The sequence below is a fragment of the Gordonia terrae genome (assembly GCF_051789125.1).
In the GTDB taxonomy this organism is placed as follows: Bacteria; Actinomycetota; Actinomycetes; order Mycobacteriales; family Mycobacteriaceae; genus Gordonia; species Gordonia terrae_A.
On sequence record NZ_CP196526.1, the window covers coordinates 4,150,721 to 4,167,565 of the forward strand.

Below are 16,845 nucleotides of genomic sequence, written 5' to 3' on the forward strand. Positions count from 1 at the left end.
GTCAGCGTGCCTCTCGGGGTAGGCCGAGCACCCGCTCGGCGATGATGTTGCGCTGCACCTCGTTCGAGCCGCCGTAGATGGTGTCGGCACGGGTGAACAGATACAGCCGCTGCCATTCGTCGAGTTCGACGTGCTCGGGGTCTGCGATGTTGTTGGCCCTGCCCTCGGCAGTCGCCGCCGGGCCGATCAGTGCGGGCGGACCGACGACGTCCATGGCGAGTTCGCCGAGATCGCGATGCCAGTTGGCCCACAACAGCTTCGACACCGAGGCGGCGCCCGCTTGCGAGGTCACGTCCCCGTCCAGCGTTCGATGCGCGTGCGCCCGCATCACCGTCAGGCCGATGTCGGCGCGCGCCAACCGGCTCGCGAGTTCGGGATCGTTCATCGCACCGGTGGTCCGGGCGACCTCGGTCAGGTTGTCGAGCTCGCGGGCGAAACCCACCTGCTGCCCGAGCGTCGACACTCCCCGCTCGAACTGGAGCAGGCCCATCGCGACCTTCCACCCCTCGCCGGGCTCACCGACGATCAGGTCCGCGTCGGTCTCGGCGTCGTCGAAGAACACCTCGTTGAATTCCGATGTCCCGGTGAGCTGTTGGATGGGGCGCACGGTGATCCCCGGCTGGTCGAGCGGAACCAGCAGGAAGCTGAGCCCGGCATGCCGTGCGGAGCCCTTCTCGGTGCGGGCGATCACGAACACCCACTGGGCGACATGCGCGAGGGACGTCCAGATCTTCTGCCCGTTGATGATCCACTTGCCGGCACCGTCGTCGTCGAGGCGGGCAGACGTGGAGACGCCGGCGAGGTCGGAACCCGCTCCGGGTTCGGAGTAGCCCTGGGACCACAGTTCGGTGACGTCGACGATGCCGGGCAGGAAGCGCTTCTTCTGCTCCTCGGTACCGAACGCGATGAGGGTCGGACCGAGCAGCTCCTCGCCGAGATGGTTCACCCGCGCCGGAGCGTTGGCACGCGCGTACTCGCGGTGGAAGATGATCCGCTGTTCGAGAGTCGCGCCGCGGCCGCCGTATTCGGTCGGCCACCCGATGCAGGTCCATCCGTGCAGAGCCAGGTGTCGGTCCCATTCGAGCCGCTCGGCGAAGAACTCGTGCTCGCTCCCCGGCCCGCCTCGGCCCTTCAGGTCGCCGAAGTCGCCGGTGAGGTTCTCCTCGAGCCAGGTTCGCACCGCGGTGGCGAACTCGGCGGCGGCGTCCGGCGTCGACTTCGCCCATTCACCCAGGTCGACGGCACGATCGGCGAGATTGATCGAGGTCATGCGCGCTAGCATAACCTACCAAGCACTTGCTAGGTTTAGCTCTATGGCGCAGACCCCCCAGCCCGGGCCACTCCCCACTCCGACCACCCCGGCCGCGTTGCGGCATGCCGCGCACGCGTGGCCCGACCGTATCGCCCTCGTCGACGGGCAGTGGCAGAGTTCGTCGCATCCGCCGGTGCAGCTGACGTGGGCCCAACTGCACGACGCCGTCCGTGCGTTCGCCGGCGCACTCGGGGCGTCGGGGGTCCGGCCCGGAGATCGGGTCGCGATCTGGGCGCCCAACAGCCACCACTGGCCGGTCGCCGCGCTCGGCGTTCACCACGCCGGAGCAGTCCTGGTGCCGCTGAACACCCGCTACACCGCAAGCGAGGCGATCGAGATCATCGAACGCTCGGGTGCACGGGGGGTCGTCGTGTCCGGTGAGTTCCTCGGCGTCGACCATGCGGCCGAACTCCTCCGCGACCACCGCGGTGCGATGCCCGAACTCGTCGTCCGGGTGCCTCTCACGCAGGATGCGGAGGTCCCCGACGGCGCCGTGGACTGGGACGACTTCCTCGAACGCGCGACCAGCGAATCGCTGATGGAGGCGGATCGTCGAGCAGAGGCGCTCTCACCCGACGACCTCTCCGACATCCTGTTCACCTCCGGCACCACCGGAAAGTCCAAGGGCGTGTTGGCCACTCACCGGCAGACCCTGGCCGGCTCACACGGTTGGGGGGCCAACGCCGGCCTGAATCCCGACGATCGCTACCTGATGGCCAATCCCTACTTCCACACCTTCGGGTACAAGGCGGGCATTCTGCCCTGCGTCCTGTTCGGGGTGACCATGCTCCCCCTCGCGGTCTACTCACCGCAGCAGGCCATGCAGCTCGTGTCCGACCAGCGGGCGACCGTCTTCCCCGGCGCACCGACCATCTTCCAGACCATCCTGGACGACCCCCGGCGGACCGACCACGACCTGTCGAGCCTGCGCATCGTCGTGACCGGCGCCGCGATCGTGCCCGTCGTCCTCGTCGAACGGTTGCAGCACGAACTCGGGATCGACACCGTCATCACCGCCTACGGGCTGACCGAAGCGAGCGGTTTCGTCTCCACCTGCACCCCTGAGGACGACGACGAGACCGTCGCCAACACCTGCGGTCGCGCATTCCCCGGCATGGAGATCAGGCTCTCCGACGAGGGCGAGGTGCTGGCTCGCGGCGACATGGTGATGGTCGGCTACCTCGACGACCCGGAGGCCACCGCCGCCACCATCGACGCCGACGGCTGGCTGCACACCGGCGACATCGGCACGCTCGACGACCGCGGCAACCTCAAGATCACCGACCGGCTCAAGGACATGTACATCTGCGGCGGCTTCAACGTCTATCCCGCCGAGATCGAGCAGACCCTGGCCCGGCTCGACGGCGTCACCGAATCGGCGGTCATCGGCGTCCCCGACGAGCGCCTCGGTGAGGTCGGCCGCGCCTACCTGACCGTGCGGAAGGACGCCGACCTCGACGAGGACCGCGTCATCGCCTATGCCAAACAGCACCTCGCGAACTTCAAGGTCCCCCGTTCGGTGGTGTTCGTCGACGAGTTCCCGCGCAACGCGTCCGGGAAGATCCTCAAGCGCAACCTGACCTAGTCCCCTCCCCGCGTTTCGTAGCAGCAATGCGCGCTATTTGCGTATTGTCGCTACGAATTTCGGGGTGGGAACCAGGCCGGGCGGTTGTGCGTCGAAAGTCGCATGACCGAAGCCCTGCGCGCGATGATCGCGGCCCACGACGGCGTGTTCACCACTCGACAGTTGCTCGACGAAGGAGTGTCCGCCGACGCCATCCGGCACCGCGTGCGTAGCGGCGAGTGGATACGAGTCGCCCGAGGCGTCTTCCGGGTGGCCGATCGCACCGTCGACGACCGCATGAGGATGCGGCTCGCGGTGCTCCGCTCCGGACCGGGAGCATCCCTCGCAGGCGCGGCCGCCGCGTGGTGGCATGGGCTCACCGCGCAGGCTCCCGCCACCGCCGTGGTGGTTGCACCGCACGGTCGCCACGGAATGCCGGTAGAGGGTGCTCGGGTATGGCATCGCACCCTGGACCTCCGGGATCTGACCGAGATGGACGGCCTGACGGTGACCGCGCTGGAGCTGACTGTCCTCGACGCCTCGGTCGAGATCGGCGTCAGGGTGATGGATTCGGCCCTGCTGAACAAGAAGGTGACGGTCACAGCACTCGACGCCGTTCAGCGCCGCAATGCGGGGCGTCGTGGATCGCCGCGAGCGCGGGCGATGCTGGAAGCAATGTCGTCCGGTGCGAGATCGGAGGCCGAACGCCTCACCGCGCACATCCTGCGCGGGTCCGAACTCACGGGGTGGTCGGTGAACACACCCGCGTGCGGTTACGTCCTCGACTTCGCATTCGAGACCGCGAAGGTCGCGATCGAGATCGACGGCATGGCGTTCCACAGCGATGCCCTCGCGTTCCAGCGGGACCGGACGCGTCAGAACGACCTCGTCGCGAACGGCTGGACCGTGCTGCGGTTCACCTGGCACGACGTCACGGCGCGCCCGGCCTGGGTGCTGGCTCAGATCCGAGCGGCCCTACGCCGGAAATCCGTAGCGTGAATGCGGACATAGCGCGCATTGACGCTACGAAATCCCGCGCGGGGGTCAGGCGCGAGGCTTCACCAGCGGGAACAGGATCGTCTCGCGGATGCCGAGGCCGGTGAGGGCCATCAGCAGCCGGTCGATGCCCATGCCGGTACCGGTGGTCGGGGGCATGCCGTACTCCATCGCGGTGAGGAAGTCCTCGTCGAGGACCATCGCCTCGTCGTCACCGGCGGCGGCCAGGCGGGCCTGGTCGACGAAGCGTTCGCGCTGGATGACCGGGTCGACGAGCTCCGAGTAGCCGGTGGCCAACTCGAATCCGCGGACGTAGAGGTCCCACTTCTCCACGACGCCCGTCACCGACCGATGCGCGCGTACCAACGGTGAGGTCTCGACCGGGAAGTCGCGGACGAAGACCGGCCGGTCCAGCTTCTCCCCGACCATGTGCTCCCACAGCTCCTCGACGAGCTTGCCGTGCCCGTATCCCTTGTCCTTCGGGATCTCCAGGCCGACACGCGCCGCGATGGCGAGCAGTTCCTCGACGCTGGTCTCGCCGTCGGCCCCGGCCGGCACGATCTCCTCGCCGAGGGCCTCCGACAGGGACGGGTACATCTCGAGCGCCGTCCACTCGCCCGACAGGTCGTAGGTCGATCCGTCGGGCATCGTCGGGGTCTGGGTGCCCAGTGCGGCCTGCGCGACCTCCTGGACCAGTTCGCGGGTCATCACCGCGGAGTCGTCGTAGGTGCCATACGCCTGGTAGGTCTCGAGCATCGCGAACTCGGGCGAGTGCGTGGAGTCGGCGCCCTCGTTGCGGAAATTGCGGTTGATCTCGAAGACGCGCTCGATCCCGCCGACGACGCAGCGCTTGAGGAAGAGTTCGGGTGCGATCCGTAGGAACAGGTCCATGTCGAACGCGTTGGAGTGCGTCACGAACGGACGCGCCGCGGCCCCGCCGTGCAGTGTCTGCAGCATCGGGGTCTCGACCTCGAGGAAGCCCCGACGACCGAGTGCCGCACGGAGTTCGGCCATCACCGAGATCCGGGTGCGGGCGATGCTACGCGCCTCGGGACGCATGATGAGGTCGACATAGCGCTGCCGGACCCGCGTCTCCTCGTTCAAGTCCTTGTGCGCAACCGGCAAGGGGCGCAACGACTTCGACGCCATCTGCCAGCCGTCGGCCATGACCGACAGTTCGCCGGTGCGGGAGCTGATGACCTCACCGGAGATGAACACGATGTCGCCGAGGTCGACCTCGGCCTTCCAGCGTCCCAGCTCTTCTTCCCCGACGCCGTTGAAGCTGACCATCGCCTGCAGCTGGGTCCCGTCGCCCTCCTGCAGGGTCGCGAAACACAGTTTACCCTTGTTGCGCAGGAAGATCACGCGGCCGGTGACGCCGACGTGCTGCCCGGTCTCGGTGCCGGCCTCGAGTTCGGGGTAGGCGGCACGGATTTCGCCGAGGCTGTGGGTGCGGGGGATCGAGACCGGATACGGCTCGCGACCCTCGGCCAGGATGCGCTCGCGCTTCTCGCGGCGGATGCGCAGCTGCTCGGGAGTCTGCTCGTCGAAGATGTCGGTCGTCGAACCGGAAACGTCGGCCGGGGCGGTGCTGGTCGGGCTGTCACTCACCCCACGCACCCTATCGGGGCCGGTCACCGACTCCCAACTCACCGCAGGCTCGCTCCGGCGCGCGCGTCGGGACCCGACGCGTCAGGTCAGCTCTCGTGCGCGGAGATGATGGCGAGGTCATCGGGGCGGATCCGGCCGTTCACACGCGCCGAACGCATCCGGCGATGACCGCCGACCACGAACACCGCACCGTGGACGCCGCGCGCCTGCAGGTGCCAGGCGAGCCATTCGGCTTCGTGGCCGTCCTCGCTCACCAGAATCCACCGGGAGTCGAATCGCGCGGATCGTAGCGACTCCGGCGAGTTCGGAGTGAGGCGATCGAGGACCTCGACGGCGTCGATGGCCAGCGCGCCGAGGAGTGCGCCGTCGATCTCACGTCGGCGATGGGAGCGCACATCGACGGGGACGGCGCCTGCGGCCACCGCGGCGGAATAGTCGCTGACCTGCACCGACAGCGGGGCCGATGGAGCCGGGGCGACGATCGGGGAAGCCAGGGCGAGCACCGAGCTGTGAGCGGTGCGTGCGGCGGGAACAGCAGAAGGGGCAACCGAAGCGGTCATGAGAGGGAGTCCTCAGGTGTGATCGAGACGAGCGGGGAGCGCGAAGTGGGCAGCCGCAGATGCGGTACTAGCCCCGACAACACTCCTGACAGCTCTGGATCACGGCGACGAGTATGCCACAAGCAGCCGGGCCCGGCCAGGGTTCGACGACGGTGGCCCTGCTCACGCCCGGGGCGGGTGCCAGTCCTGCAGGCGGCGCATCCGTGCGTCGAGTACCGCGTCGGGCGTCATCCGCAGCACCAGGTCGCGGGCCCAGGCAGCGGGGCGGGCGTGTATCTGTCCGACCCGGCCGACCATCGACGCCTGCCGCGCGATCTGCTGGGTGCGCGGCCGTCGGAGCCTGTCGTAGGTGACCAGCGCATCGCCGACCCCCTCGCGGCCGGCACGGCACACGAGGGCGCTCAGCGTTGCCGCGTCCTCCATCGCCAGATTGGCCCCCTGGCCGAGGTTGGGCGTCATCGCGTGCGCGGCATCGCCGACGAGAACACCTCGAGCCCTCACGAAAGTCAGCAACGGTCGCGCGAGCTCCTCGATCGGCAGGTGCCCGACATCGGCCGTGTCGGTGGCGTCGAGCAGTTCGGTGATCGGCCGGTGCCACCCCGAGAAACGTTGCCGCACATCGTCGAGTCCGCCGCCGGCGCGCGTTCCGTCGTCCGAGACCGAGGCGAACCAGTACACGTGCCCGTCGGGCAGGGGCGCGATCCCGAACCGTTGCCCTCGGCCCATCGTCTCGCCCGCCGCATCGAGGGCGACCGGCGTCGACGTGATGGCCCGCCACGCGGAGTACCCACACGGGACGACGCCAGGGTCGCCGACGACCGCGGCCCGCACGCGGCTCCGAAGGCCGTCGGCGCCGACGATCAGGTCGCAGTCCGCGAGCTCGGTGCCGTCGGACAGCCGTACCCATCCGTCGACGACATCGCAGTCGACGACGCCGGCGCCGGTTCGGAGGTCGACCCTGCCCGACACGGCATCGAGCAGCGCCGCGTGCAATTCGGTGCGGCGCACCACCCGCATGTCGGCGAGAGACCCGGGATCGAATTTGCTGAGCCACCGGCCGTCGGGCCGGCGCGTTCCGCTGACCGGCGGCGCCATCGAGTCCGGTACCGCGGGGATGACCGCAGACAATCCGAGCGACCCGAGGGCTCGTCGACCGTTGCCGAAGATGCTCAGCCCCGCGCCTCCCCCACGCACCTCTGGTGCCCGCTCGACAAGTGTCACGTCCGCACCGGTCGATGCCATCCCGGCGGCGGTACACAGTCCCGCGATCCCGGCGCCCACGATCACGACCTTCATCGACTTCTTCTCCACATGGAGAAGAAGTTAGCAGATAATCTTCTCCGTGTGGAGAAATCGCCGAACCCTTCGACGCGTGACGTCCTGCTCGACACCGGAATCGCCCTCATCGGGACCGTGGGGATCCGGCGGGCCTCCGCCCGCGCCGTCGAAGACGCGGCGGGGGTGCCGCACGGGAGTGTCCGGCACCATTTCGGCGGGCAGAGCGGGCTCCTCGCCGCCCTGGTCGAGCACGTCTTCGCCGGCGATCAGGCCGCCGACGGGGAGTCGACACGGGAGGTGATCGCTCGCTGGCTGGGCGCCGACCGTGTCCGGACGAAAGCGCGGTACGAGCTCATGCTGCTCGCCACCCGCGACGACGCGCTACGGCGCTCCATGGTCGCGCACCGGGACCGGTACGTCGCGGGCCTCGTCGACGGGGGGATGTCCCGTACCGACGCCCGCCAACTCGTCGCCGCCCTCGACGGGCTGGTCCTCGACGCCCTGCTGCGCGATGCCGACGGCACCGATGCCGGTCACGATCCGAGCCGTCTGCTGCGCGCATTCCGTTGACTCTCGGCCGTGGGTGTCACGGCGCCCCCACGAGATCGGCCACCAGCGCGCGTAGGTGGTCGGCCAGCGCGTCGACGCCGGGTTGTTCGACCGGGAAGTGACCGCATCCGCTCAGCAGCCGGACCTCGGTGGGTGCGGCTATCCGTCGGGCGAAACGCACGCTGACCTCCGGCGGCGTCCAGGTGTCGGAGGCGGGGTGGACGAGCAGCACCCGCGGACCCCCGTAGCTTTCCGGGCGGGGCGACCGATGGGTCATCAGATCCGCCAGAAAGCCCAGCGACACAGACGATCCCCCGCCGAGTGGGTCGTCGGCGCAGGCCCTCGACAACGCCGGGTCGAGGCTCATCGCGGACATCGGCGCGACCCAGCGGATCGGGAACCGCACCCGCCCCACGGCTCCGATTCGCGCGAGCACCTGCACCAGTGGGATCAGTCGCGCGAGCGCGGGCGTGCGCGCGACTGCTCGCCGCGCATCCGGATCGCCGGCCAGATCGAGCAGGCAGGTCGCGACGACCGCGGCCACGCGTCCTGTCCGGTCGGCGACCTCGTAGGCGAGCATGCCGCCGAGGCTCGCGCCCAGCACCACGAGGGGGCGCGGGTCGTCCTCGGTCTCGGCCATCACGAGGTCGCTCACCAGATCGACCCAGTCGTCATAACGGACGCGCCCGGGATCGGGCACACGCGTAAGGCCGTACTGGGGCAGATCGGGGGCGAGCACGTCGACACCCTGCTCCGCGAGGATCGCGGCGAGCGGCCAGACCAGCCCGCTGTGACCACCGCCGCCGTGCAGCAGAAGTGCACGCACGGGTGCGGCATCCCGGGATGCGCGCCGGACGTGCACGTCCACCTGACCGCAGGGGCGGGTCGTACTCGCCGGCCACGCCCACCATGTCGACTCGGCGACGACCCCGGCGGCGGCCGACCGCCACGGCTCGGGTAGGAAGCGGTAGTAGGATTCGATGCTCACCCATCCATCGTCGATCCGACGGAAGGGCCGGACAACTCGCGTTCTCGCAGGATCGAGCTCATGCGCAAAACCCCACGGCAACAACGCTCGTCGTTCACCGTCGAGACGATCCTCGAAGCGGCGGCTCAGCTTCTCGACACCGAGGGCGCCGCGATGACGACCAACGGCATCGCCGAGCGGGCCGGGGTGTCGGTGGGTTCGATCTACCAGTACTTCGGAGACAAACAGGCCATCTTCGACGAACTCGCACGACGACACCTCGAGTCCGCCGACCTGACGCTGATGACGATCCTCGACGACCATCCCGTCGGCTCCCGACCGTGGCCGGAGATCCTACGGCTGGTGATCGGCGCCGCGGTGCACGAGAACTCCACCCACGGCCGCGCGCATGGGCGCCTGCGCGAGCTGGCCGATCCGGTGCAGCTGGCTTCCGGATACACCGCCCTCATCGACAAACTGATCGATCGGCTTCGCCCCTACCTCGAGGGCGACGGGTGGTCGGCGGAGTCCGCGGACGCCGATCTGCGCCTCGCGTTCGCCGCCGTCGACGCCCAAGTCCATCAGCTGGCGGGATCGGGGTTCACCGAGTCCGAACTCGCCGAACGCATCACGACCTACACACTGAACGGGCTGCGCAGCTGAGACCGGTCGCGGTGCCGTGAGATCACTTACCGCGGCGGGGATTGGCCTTGGCGCGTTCGTGGACCAGCCGGAGTCCGTCCAGGGTCAGGTGCGGGTGGTGGTCGGTGAGTGACCGGCATTCGTCGAACATGAGCGGAGCGAGATAGCCGGTGGCGACGACGGTCACGTCGTCGCCGTCGAAACCGGGGACGGTGTCACAGACCCGATCGACGAGGCCGTCGACCTGCCCCGCGAAGCCGTAGAGGATGCCCGACTGCAACGCCTCGACGGTGTTCTTGCCGAGCACGCTGCGCGGTGGCATCAACTCGACCTTCCGCACGGTGACGGTGTGTTCGGAGAGGGCCTCGACGGCCAGGTTGACCCCGGGCGCGATGGCGCCGCCGAGGAACTCACCCTTCGCCGACACCGCGTCGACGACCGTCGCGGTACCGAATGCCACCACGATGCAGGGACCACCGAATTCATGATGCGCGGCAAGACAGTTCGACACCCGGTCGGTCCCGACCTCCTTCGGGTTGTCGACCAGCAGCGGAACGCCGGTGCGCACACCGGGTTCGAGCAGCACGTGCGGACCGTTCCCGAAGTAGCGCGGGACCATCACGCGTAACTCGCGCAGGAGCGACGGCACGGTCGACAACGCACTGACCCCGGTGACCTGCTCGATGTCGTCGCCGAGCATTCCGCGGAACGCCCACGCCAGCTCGTCCGCGGTGTAGTGGGGATCTGTGTGAATCCGCCAATCACGCACCAGGCGTGCATGATCCCCGGACCCGGCGTAGACGCCGAGGTGGATGTTGGTGTTGCCGATGTCGACGGTGAGAAGCATGGTCGGGGACGGGTCGTGGGACGGTCGCGTCGACGTCAGATCGACGCGTCGGCGAAGACCGGGCTGTCGAGGTGCCGGGGATCGAGGAGTCCTGATCCCTCGGGGACGTCCGCCGGGTCGTCACCGGTGGTCTCGATGCGGTTGCGGTCGTCGACGAAGACGACGTTGGGCGAGTATTCGCGCAGTTCGGCCTCGTCGAGCATGCCGTAGGCGATGATGATCACCAGATCGCCTGGGTGAACGAGATGCGCTGCGGCACCGTTGATCCCGATGACCCCGCTGCCACGCTCGCCGGCGATGGCGTACGTCACCAGCCGCGCACCGTTGTTGATGTCGACGATGGTGACCTGCTCGCCTTCGAGGAGCCCGGCGGCGTCGAGCAGGTCCGAGTCGATGGTCACCGAGCCGACATAGTGCAGGTCGGCCTGGGTCACGGTGGCCCGGTGGATCTTCGAGGTCATCATGGTGCGCAGCATGGTCATCGTCCCTCTGTGGTGGTTGTGGTGGCGTTGTTCCAGGCGATTTCTTCTTCGAGTGCGGCGAGTCCGCCGATGCTCACCCCGACGTTGTCGATCAACCGGGCCGGGCCCAGGCGAGCGGCGACGAGGAGTCGTCCGGCGCCCGACTCGGGCGGGTCCTCGAGTTGCCGGCCGCGCAACTCCAGGTAGTCGACCTCGATCTCGGGCACCGTGGCCAGCACCGACCGCGCGGTGTCCACGATCGCCTCCCGGCCACCTGCGGCGGCATGGGCCCCGGCGACGAGGGCCGCCGACAGGGCCGTCGCGAGTTCGCGCTGTTCCGGGGTCAGGTAGCGGTTGCGCGAGGACATCGCGAGTCCGTCCGACTCGCGCACGGTCGGGACCCCGACGATGTCGACGTCGAGGTTCAGGTCGGTGACCATCTGCTTGATCAGCACGAGCTGCTGGTAGTCCTTCTCACCGAAGAACGCGGCGTTCGGTCCGACGATGTTCAGCAGTTTGAGCACCACCGTGAGCATCCCGGCGAAATGGGTGGGCCGTGAGAGTCCGTCGAGGATTCCACCGGCCTCGCCCGGGTGCACCATCGTGCGGCGGCCGTTCGGATACATCGACGCCGCGCTGGGCGCGAAGACCAGCTCGACGCCCAGCGGCTCGAGGAGCGCGAGGTCGGCATCCAGGGTGCGCGGATAGGCGTCGAGGTCCTCGCCCGCCCCGAACTGCAGGGGGTTGACGAAGATGGAGACCACCACGACCGTGTTGCCCTTCGCCTTCGCCGCGCGCACCAGCTGGAGGTGCCCGGCGTGCAGGGCGCCCATGGTCGGGACCAGCACGACCCGCTTGCCCGCCGCGCGCAGGGTGCGGGTGACACGCGAGAGGGTCGCGGGCTCGCGATGCACGGTCATCGCGCCGGCGGAGAATGTCGGTTCGGTCTCGCCGGTGGCGCTCACGGGGTCTCCTTCGATCGGGGAGGTCATCGGTCCTCCAGGACGTCGAGTAGTGCTGCCGGCGCATCGGTGCGGTCGGCCGCGCGCCGCGCGAGCGTGCGGTAGGCGTCGGCGATGCCGTGGGGGCCCGGGCCGCCGGGGACGGCTCGCAGAGCGGCGAGGTGCCGGGCGACCGCGGCGGCGTCGCCGCGCGCAACCGGTCCCGTGAGCGCCGACGGACCGAGTTCGAGGACATTGCGCAGGGATGCGGTGACCAGCGGACCGAGGATCCGCTCGGCCAGACGATCTCCCGAGCCATCGACCGTCGCGGTGTCGCGGCCGGAGTGATCGATGGCGGCGTTCAAGGCGGTGACCGCATCGGAGATGAGCGCGATGAGGTGGTTGGCGCCGTGCGCGAGCGCGGCGTGATAGAGCGTCCGGTCCTCCTCGGCGATCCGCACCGGGTCGCCGCCCATCTCCAGGACGAGTGACGAGGCGATGGCCTCCCCGATCGGATCGGCCGCCGTGATGGCGAAACAGGCGTTCGTCAGACGGGCGGTGTCCTCTTCCGAGCCCACGAAGGTCATGGCCGGATGCAGTGCGATGCCGAGCGCCCCACGGTCCGTCAGCGGTCGGAGCACACCGACGCCCTGGGCGCCGGCGGTGTGCGCGACGATCGTGCCGGGTCGTAGCGCTCCGCCGGCCGCGATCTGGTCCACCACCGCCTCCAGCGAGGCATCCGGAACGCTCAGCAGCAACAACTCGCTGCGGGCGACGACCGAGTCGAGTGCAAGCATCTCCGTGTCGGGAAGGCGCCGGGCCGCTCGACGTCGGGACTCGGGGGATCGGGCGACCACTGCTCCGACCACGTGTCCGGCCTTTTCCAGCGCCTCACCCAAGGCCGTGCCGACGCGGCCAGCGGACACGATGCCGACGGTGAGCCGGGCGGGAGCAGGAAGATTCGACATACCGGGGAAGGGATCGGATGCCTCGGAATACGGGTACGTGTGATCACCGAAGGCGTCATCGCCACCGGGCTGCCGTGCCGACGGCACACCGGATTCACCGCTCGGTGAGGTCACCGCTGTCCTCCAGAAGTCGTTCCAGTCCCGCCTCTGCCGAAACGACCGCAGCGGGAGCGAACTTCCGCGTGGGCGTCGGCACGGGTACCAGACGTTGCAGAGCAAGGTTAGGTCCAGCGAGCGGGCCGGGGCCAATGTCTGTGACAGGTGTCACCCCTCCGCTGCACGCCGCTCACCCTCGCCGCCATCGATCGCATCACCGACACCGGCTGTGACCTGCGGCTGACCGGCGTAGTCTGAGGCGGACCAGCCTTCTCGTCACCGCAGCCCTCCTCGAAGGGAGTCCCGCAGATGAGCCTGGAACCGGGTACCCAGTTCGCCGGGTACACGATTGTGGGCAAGATCGGTGCCGGGGGCATGGGCGAGGTGTACCTGGCGCGCCACCCGCGCCTCCCCCGCCACGACGTCATCAAGGTGCTGGCCGAGCACGTCTCGAACGACCCGACCTTTCGCGCCCGGTTCACCCGGGAGGCCGACCTGGCCGCCCAGCTCGACCACCCGTGCATCGTCAGCGTCTACGACCGCGGCGAGGTGGACGGCCGACTGTGGATATCGATGCAGTACGTCGCAGGCACCGACGCGGCAGCACTGATCGCCGCGACACCCGGAGGGCTACCGCTCGCCGATGTCGGCGCGGTGGGTGACGCCATCGGTGCCGCTCTGGACCACGCGCACCGGCACGGACTCCTGCACCGCGACGTCAAACCGGCGAACATCCTCCTCAGTGCCGAAGACGGCGAACCGGGACGACCGGATGCGCCGGAACGACGACGGATCAGGCTGGCGGACTTCGGGATCGCTCGTCAGACCGACGGTGGCACGGCGCTCACCTCGGCCAACCTCGTCATCGGCTCGTTCCCGTACTCCTCTCCGGAGCAACTGTCGGGACAGACCCTCGACGCCCGCAGCGACGTGTATTCGCTCGCGTGCACTGTCTTCGAACTCCTCACTGGCACAGTGCCGTTCACTGGACCTACGCCGGCGATGCTGATCCATCATCACCTCGTCACGCCACCGCCCGCGGCCTCCGATCTGCGCCGGGATGTGCCCCGGGCGGTGTCCGACGCCGTCCGCCACGGCATGGCCAAGAATCCCGCCGACCGGCCACCCTCTGCGGGTTCCCTTGCGGCCGAGCTACGTTCGGCGATCGACACCACAGGTTTCTTTCCGGTGATCACGCGCACCGGACCCGCCATGCGGGCGCGCACCCAGGTCGCACCGACCCAGCACGCCCCCACCGCCGCCATCCCGACGGCACAAGGGGCATCGCGCCTCCCGCGGACACCACCCACGCCGTCACCCGTGCACGGATTCCCCACCGTGACAGCATATTCGGAGTTGCCGGACCAGACCGTCGGCGGACCGGACCCAGGCGCCGCCACCGTTCGCGCATCCCGTGACCTCCCTGTGCTGGACGCCCTGCCGAACGGTCCTGCCGCCACACGCCGTACGACCGCGTCGCTGGCCTGCGGTGTCGCCGCCTTGCCGCTGAGCGTCGTCGGCGGGCTCGGACTCCCGGTGGGCGTGGCCGGCTGGTATCTCGCCGGGCGCGGAGTGCCATCGTCGGCAGGCAGGCTCGCGAGAACGCTGTGCGTCGTCGGGATCGTCCTCAGCGTCGCGTTCATCGTGTTCACCGTCGGCCACGCGATGACGATCCAGTTCTGACGGTGAATACCGTTGTGCCCAACAGGGTTTGGTCAGTGACTACCCACGGGCGTGTAGGGACTGGCGGACGCGCGGCCCTGTCGTGAGAGCACGCCGAACATCGTATCGACCACCCACAGCGTCAGAACGCCGGCGATGATGTCGACGACGTCGTCGAACGGTGACCGGAACCTGGGCGAGAACGGGTCGAGGACCTTCGAGACCGGTACGTCGAGCAACTTGCCGGTGCCGTCGACGACGGCATCCACCGGATTCGACGCCCAGCCCTCGTAGGCGTTGATCGCCAGCAACGCGATGACGGGGATCGCCAGAACCCACCAGAATCCGCGCCGGCGCGCCACCGACCAGGCCACGATCAGCATGAGGACGAAAGCCGGCGTGTTCTCCGAACAGAACGTCAGCACGGGGTACTCCCCCGACCGGACGAGTACCGGAACCTGGCCTCCCCAGAAGCCGAGGGCCCCCACCGCACCGATCACCACAGCGAGCCCCGACCGGAGCGGACTGCGCGACCAGATGCCCAGCACGAGCACCATGTACAACGGCATCAGCGCGGTCAGCGCCCAGATCAGGATCAGACTCGTCTCCGGGCCGTTCGTCTTCAGGTTCGCGTAGTACTCGGGGAAGGGCGTGCCGTCATGGGTGTCGAACCCGAAGAGCCACAACACCGTCGGCCACCAGGCGATGACGGGAAGGAACAACGCCGCGCTCACCAGGGACTGGCGCACCGCACCACCGCGCTCGGTGTACCGGATCGGAACCCCGGCCGCGTCGGACCGGCCGTTCCGACCAGACTCCCCACCTGCGAGCGCGTCGCTCATGGAGGAATTCTAGGGCGATCGTCCAAGTCGCACGGGCGATTCGACGGGCCCGGTCACGGAAGTGAACCGAACAGATGACGAACCAGTACGCCGCCGCGGGGGTTTGCGCTCAGCCGTCGCGGCGGCGACGGCCTCCACCGGTCGACTCCGTCTGCTGACGCAGCTGATTGAGCAGCTCGGAAACCGGCAATCCCGCGGAGTGCGCCGATTCGGCGTCATCCTCGGGGGCGCGCCGCCGGCGTCCGCCACCGTAGGAGTCGGCGGGGCGGCCGGCGTTGCCCTCGTGTCGGCCCGCGGCACCGAGGAACGGCGGCGGTTCCACGGCGTCGGCCGTGGTGTCGTCCTCGCCGGACGGGGCGCCGGCGTCATGCTGGGCCGCCTCGGCGTTCTCGGCGTCTGCCGGGGACGCGACTCGATCGGCGCCGGTCGACCATTCGTCGGTCGGGGTGTCGTCGGTGTACAGGGGCTGATCGGCCGGAACCGATGCCGACTCACCCTCACCCTCCGACGGGTTCGGTGATGTCGCGTCGGCCTCGTTGCCGAGGTAGAAACCCCCCGAGAACGGCAGCGACGACGACTCCGCGGACTCCGTTCGCGCTCCCGTCACAGGAGACGCGGGAGATGGGTGACCGGACTGCCCGGCCTCGACGACCTCGGCGTCGGACACCTCCTCACCGCCGGTTGCCGCGCCCGCCGAGCGGTCGTCACCTCCGAACGACGGGAACGTCACCCGGCTGCCCGCGGACGGACCCGACGTCTGTCCCTGCATCTCGTCGTCGGGGACCTCGGTCGCGATACGACCCGAGATGGGGTCGTCGGTGATGACCGGGATCACCTCGGTCATCTCGTTGGGGTCGCCCTGACCGGAGTGGCGGCCGTCGTCGGCGGTCGGCGCGGTCGCCGCGAAGTCGCGGGCCGCGAGGACACCGTCGTCGGCGTAGGCCGATCCGTACGCCCCGACACCCGCGAAGTCGCCGCCGAACGACGAACCGCCGTGGCGGCGGCGCGTGCGGGAGTCATCATCGAGCCCGGACGCGAGCTCGCGCATCTTCTCGCTCGAGAGCGCCGCCCGCTGGTCCGGCAGCGGCTCGCCGAGCAGCATCTCGAGGCTCGACCGCAGCGCGAGGACCTGTGCCTTGAGTTCGGAGAGCTCCTCGTTGGACTCCGCCGTGACCTCTTTGCGGATCGTGGTCTCGACATCGAGCTCGTACTGACGGCGCGCAGCGATCTCGCGCTCGAGCTGCAATTCGTACACAAGACGCAGGTCGCGACTCTTGGCTTCGGCGGTCTCGGCCTGTCGCCGGAACTTCGTGACCAGGATGGCGCCGATGACCGCTGCCCACAGCGCCGCGATGACGGCAAGGGACCCCGTGATCGACAACCGGTCGGTGAAGACCATCAGAATGCTGGCCGCCAGTGCGAGCACGATCAACAGACCGAGCAACCACTGAGCCGGCGAGCGACTCGAGCGGCGCGAGTCGGCGGAACGGCCGTTCGAGGTCGTCATGATCGTGAATTTACCCGCTGTGAGTGCATTCAGACGTCAAGC

At 69.1% G+C, this 16,845-nt stretch carries 16 protein-coding genes; 5 read left to right on the top strand and 11 right to left on the bottom strand.

The annotated features are described in order from the left end of the window. Position 1: 1 nt before the first annotated feature. Positions 2-1,270 carry an acyl-CoA dehydrogenase family protein gene (locus ACSUZC_RS18750; protein ID WP_439029967.1) on the bottom strand — a complete coding sequence of 423 codons (1,269 nt, stop codon included), beginning with the start codon at positions 1,268-1,270 and terminating at the stop codon, positions 2-4. Positions 1,271-1,313: 43 nt separating this feature from the next. Between ACSUZC_RS18750 and ACSUZC_RS18755 the strand changes: the two genes are divergently transcribed. Next, positions 1,314-2,897 (top strand): FadD3 family acyl-CoA ligase, encoded by a 1,584-nt coding sequence (locus ACSUZC_RS18755; RefSeq protein WP_439029968.1) that lies wholly within the window; start codon positions 1,314-1,316, stop codon positions 2,895-2,897. 102 nt (positions 2,898-2,999) lie between these two features. Beyond that, complete coding sequence (locus tag ACSUZC_RS18760) at positions 3,000-3,875, top strand: DUF559 domain-containing protein (RefSeq protein WP_439029969.1); 876 nt, start codon at positions 3,000-3,002, stop codon at positions 3,873-3,875. A 45-nt stretch (positions 3,876-3,920) separates the two neighbouring features. On the opposite strand, the gene lysS is transcribed toward ACSUZC_RS18760, so the two are convergent. The 3 genes from lysS to ACSUZC_RS18775 form a co-directional block, all read right to left on the bottom strand. Next, entirely contained in the window at positions 3,921-5,483 is a 1,563-nt protein-coding gene (gene lysS, locus ACSUZC_RS18765) for a lysine--tRNA ligase (RefSeq protein WP_439029970.1), read from the bottom strand. A gap of 86 nt (positions 5,484-5,569) precedes the next feature. Then, complete coding sequence (locus ACSUZC_RS18770; protein WP_439029971.1) at positions 5,570-6,043, bottom strand: rhodanese-like domain-containing protein; 474 nt, start codon at positions 6,041-6,043, stop codon at positions 5,570-5,572. 162 nt (positions 6,044-6,205) lie between these two features. Next, a complete protein-coding gene (locus ACSUZC_RS18775; protein ID WP_439029972.1) occupies positions 6,206-7,339 on the bottom strand; it encodes an FAD-dependent monooxygenase in 1,134 nt (377 codons plus the stop codon). Between the two features lie 48 nt (positions 7,340-7,387). On the opposite strand from ACSUZC_RS18775, the gene ACSUZC_RS18780 reads away from it, so the two are divergent. Then, entirely contained in the window at positions 7,388-7,891 is a 504-nt protein-coding gene (locus ACSUZC_RS18780; RefSeq protein WP_439029973.1) for a TetR/AcrR family transcriptional regulator, read from the top strand. A gap of 16 nt (positions 7,892-7,907) precedes the next feature. On the opposite strand, the gene ACSUZC_RS18785 is transcribed toward ACSUZC_RS18780, so the two are convergent. Further along, the gene (locus tag ACSUZC_RS18785; RefSeq protein WP_439029974.1) at positions 7,908-8,858 is read right to left on the bottom strand and encodes an alpha/beta hydrolase; all 951 of its coding nucleotides are present in this window, start codon (positions 8,856-8,858) and stop codon (positions 7,908-7,910) included. Between the two features lie 60 nt (positions 8,859-8,918). Between ACSUZC_RS18785 and ACSUZC_RS18790 the strand changes: the two genes are divergently transcribed. After that, positions 8,919-9,500: a TetR/AcrR family transcriptional regulator gene (locus ACSUZC_RS18790; RefSeq protein WP_439029975.1), complete on the top strand. Its 582-nt coding sequence runs from the start codon at positions 8,919-8,921 to the stop codon at positions 9,498-9,500. 22 nt (positions 9,501-9,522) lie between these two features. On the opposite strand, the gene ACSUZC_RS18795 is transcribed toward ACSUZC_RS18790, so the two are convergent. The 4 genes from ACSUZC_RS18795 to ACSUZC_RS18810 are packed head-to-tail and all read right to left on the bottom strand — an operon-like array spanning position 9,523 to position 12,810. Continuing rightward, the gene (locus ACSUZC_RS18795) at positions 9,523-10,326 is read right to left on the bottom strand and encodes a type III pantothenate kinase (protein WP_439029976.1); all 804 of its coding nucleotides are present in this window, start codon (positions 10,324-10,326) and stop codon (positions 9,523-9,525) included. A 35-nt stretch (positions 10,327-10,361) separates the two neighbouring features. Beyond that, entirely contained in the window at positions 10,362-10,802 is a 441-nt protein-coding gene (gene panD / locus ACSUZC_RS18800; protein WP_439029977.1) for an aspartate 1-decarboxylase, read from the bottom strand. Between the two features lie 2 nt (positions 10,803-10,804). Continuing rightward, a complete protein-coding gene (panC, locus tag ACSUZC_RS18805; protein ID WP_439029978.1) occupies positions 10,805-11,779 on the bottom strand; it encodes a pantoate--beta-alanine ligase in 975 nt (324 codons plus the stop codon). Beyond that, positions 11,776-12,810, bottom strand: a complete 1,035-nt coding sequence (locus ACSUZC_RS18810; RefSeq protein WP_439029979.1) for a Rossmann-like and DUF2520 domain-containing protein — start codon at positions 12,808-12,810, stop codon at positions 11,776-11,778. Before ACSUZC_RS18810 ends, panC begins: the two co-directional genes overlap by 4 nt. A 291-nt stretch (positions 12,811-13,101) precedes the next feature. Here ACSUZC_RS18810 and ACSUZC_RS18815 point away from each other — a divergent pair, with 291 nt between their 5' ends. Then, positions 13,102-14,475 (top strand): protein kinase domain-containing protein, encoded by a 1,374-nt coding sequence (locus ACSUZC_RS18815; RefSeq protein WP_439029980.1) that lies wholly within the window; start codon positions 13,102-13,104, stop codon positions 14,473-14,475. A 32-nt stretch (positions 14,476-14,507) separates the two neighbouring features. Here ACSUZC_RS18815 and ACSUZC_RS18820 read toward each other — a convergent pair whose 3' ends face one another. Together ACSUZC_RS18820 and ACSUZC_RS18825 are read right to left on the bottom strand one after the other, a co-directional pair. Further along, positions 14,508-15,296 carry a hypothetical protein gene (locus ACSUZC_RS18820; RefSeq protein WP_439029981.1) on the bottom strand — a complete coding sequence of 263 codons (789 nt, stop codon included), beginning with the start codon at positions 15,294-15,296 and terminating at the stop codon, positions 14,508-14,510. A gap of 109 nt (positions 15,297-15,405) precedes the next feature. Next, a complete protein-coding gene (locus tag ACSUZC_RS18825; protein WP_439029982.1) occupies positions 15,406-16,803 on the bottom strand; it encodes a DUF6779 domain-containing protein in 1,398 nt (465 codons plus the stop codon). Positions 16,804-16,845: the final 42 nt, after the last annotated feature.

Bases quoted from the DNA above. Each gene is read 5' to 3' on its own strand.
- ACSUZC_RS18820 (WP_439029981.1), bottom strand. From the start codon at position 15,296: ATGAGCGACGCGCTCGCAGGTGGGGAGTCTGGTCGGAACGGCCGGTCC.
- panD (WP_439029977.1), bottom strand. From the start codon at position 10,802: ATGCTGCGCACCATGATGACCTCGAAGATCCACCGGGCCACCGTGACC.
- ACSUZC_RS18790 (WP_439029975.1), top strand. From the start codon at position 8,919: ATGCGCAAAACCCCACGGCAACAACGCTCGTCGTTCACCGTCGAGACG.
- ACSUZC_RS18795 (WP_439029976.1), bottom strand. From the start codon at position 10,326: ATGCTTCTCACCGTCGACATCGGCAACACCAACATCCACCTCGGCGTC.
- ACSUZC_RS18825 (WP_439029982.1), bottom strand. From the start codon at position 16,803: ATGACGACCTCGAACGGCCGTTCCGCCGACTCGCGCCGCTCGAGTCGC.
- ACSUZC_RS18750 (WP_439029967.1), bottom strand. From the start codon at position 1,270: ATGACCTCGATCAATCTCGCCGATCGTGCCGTCGACCTGGGTGAATGG.
- ACSUZC_RS18815 (WP_439029980.1), top strand. From the start codon at position 13,102: ATGAGCCTGGAACCGGGTACCCAGTTCGCCGGGTACACGATTGTGGGC.
- ACSUZC_RS18760 (WP_439029969.1), top strand. From the start codon at position 3,000: ATGACCGAAGCCCTGCGCGCGATGATCGCGGCCCACGACGGCGTGTTC.
- ACSUZC_RS18775 (WP_439029972.1), bottom strand. From the start codon at position 7,339: ATGAAGGTCGTGATCGTGGGCGCCGGGATCGCGGGACTGTGTACCGCC.
- ACSUZC_RS18755 (WP_439029968.1), top strand. From the start codon at position 1,314: ATGGCGCAGACCCCCCAGCCCGGGCCACTCCCCACTCCGACCACCCCG.
- panC (WP_439029978.1), bottom strand. From the start codon at position 11,779: ATGACCTCCCCGATCGAAGGAGACCCCGTGAGCGCCACCGGCGAGACC.
- ACSUZC_RS18770 (WP_439029971.1), bottom strand. From the start codon at position 6,043: ATGACCGCTTCGGTTGCCCCTTCTGCTGTTCCCGCCGCACGCACCGCT.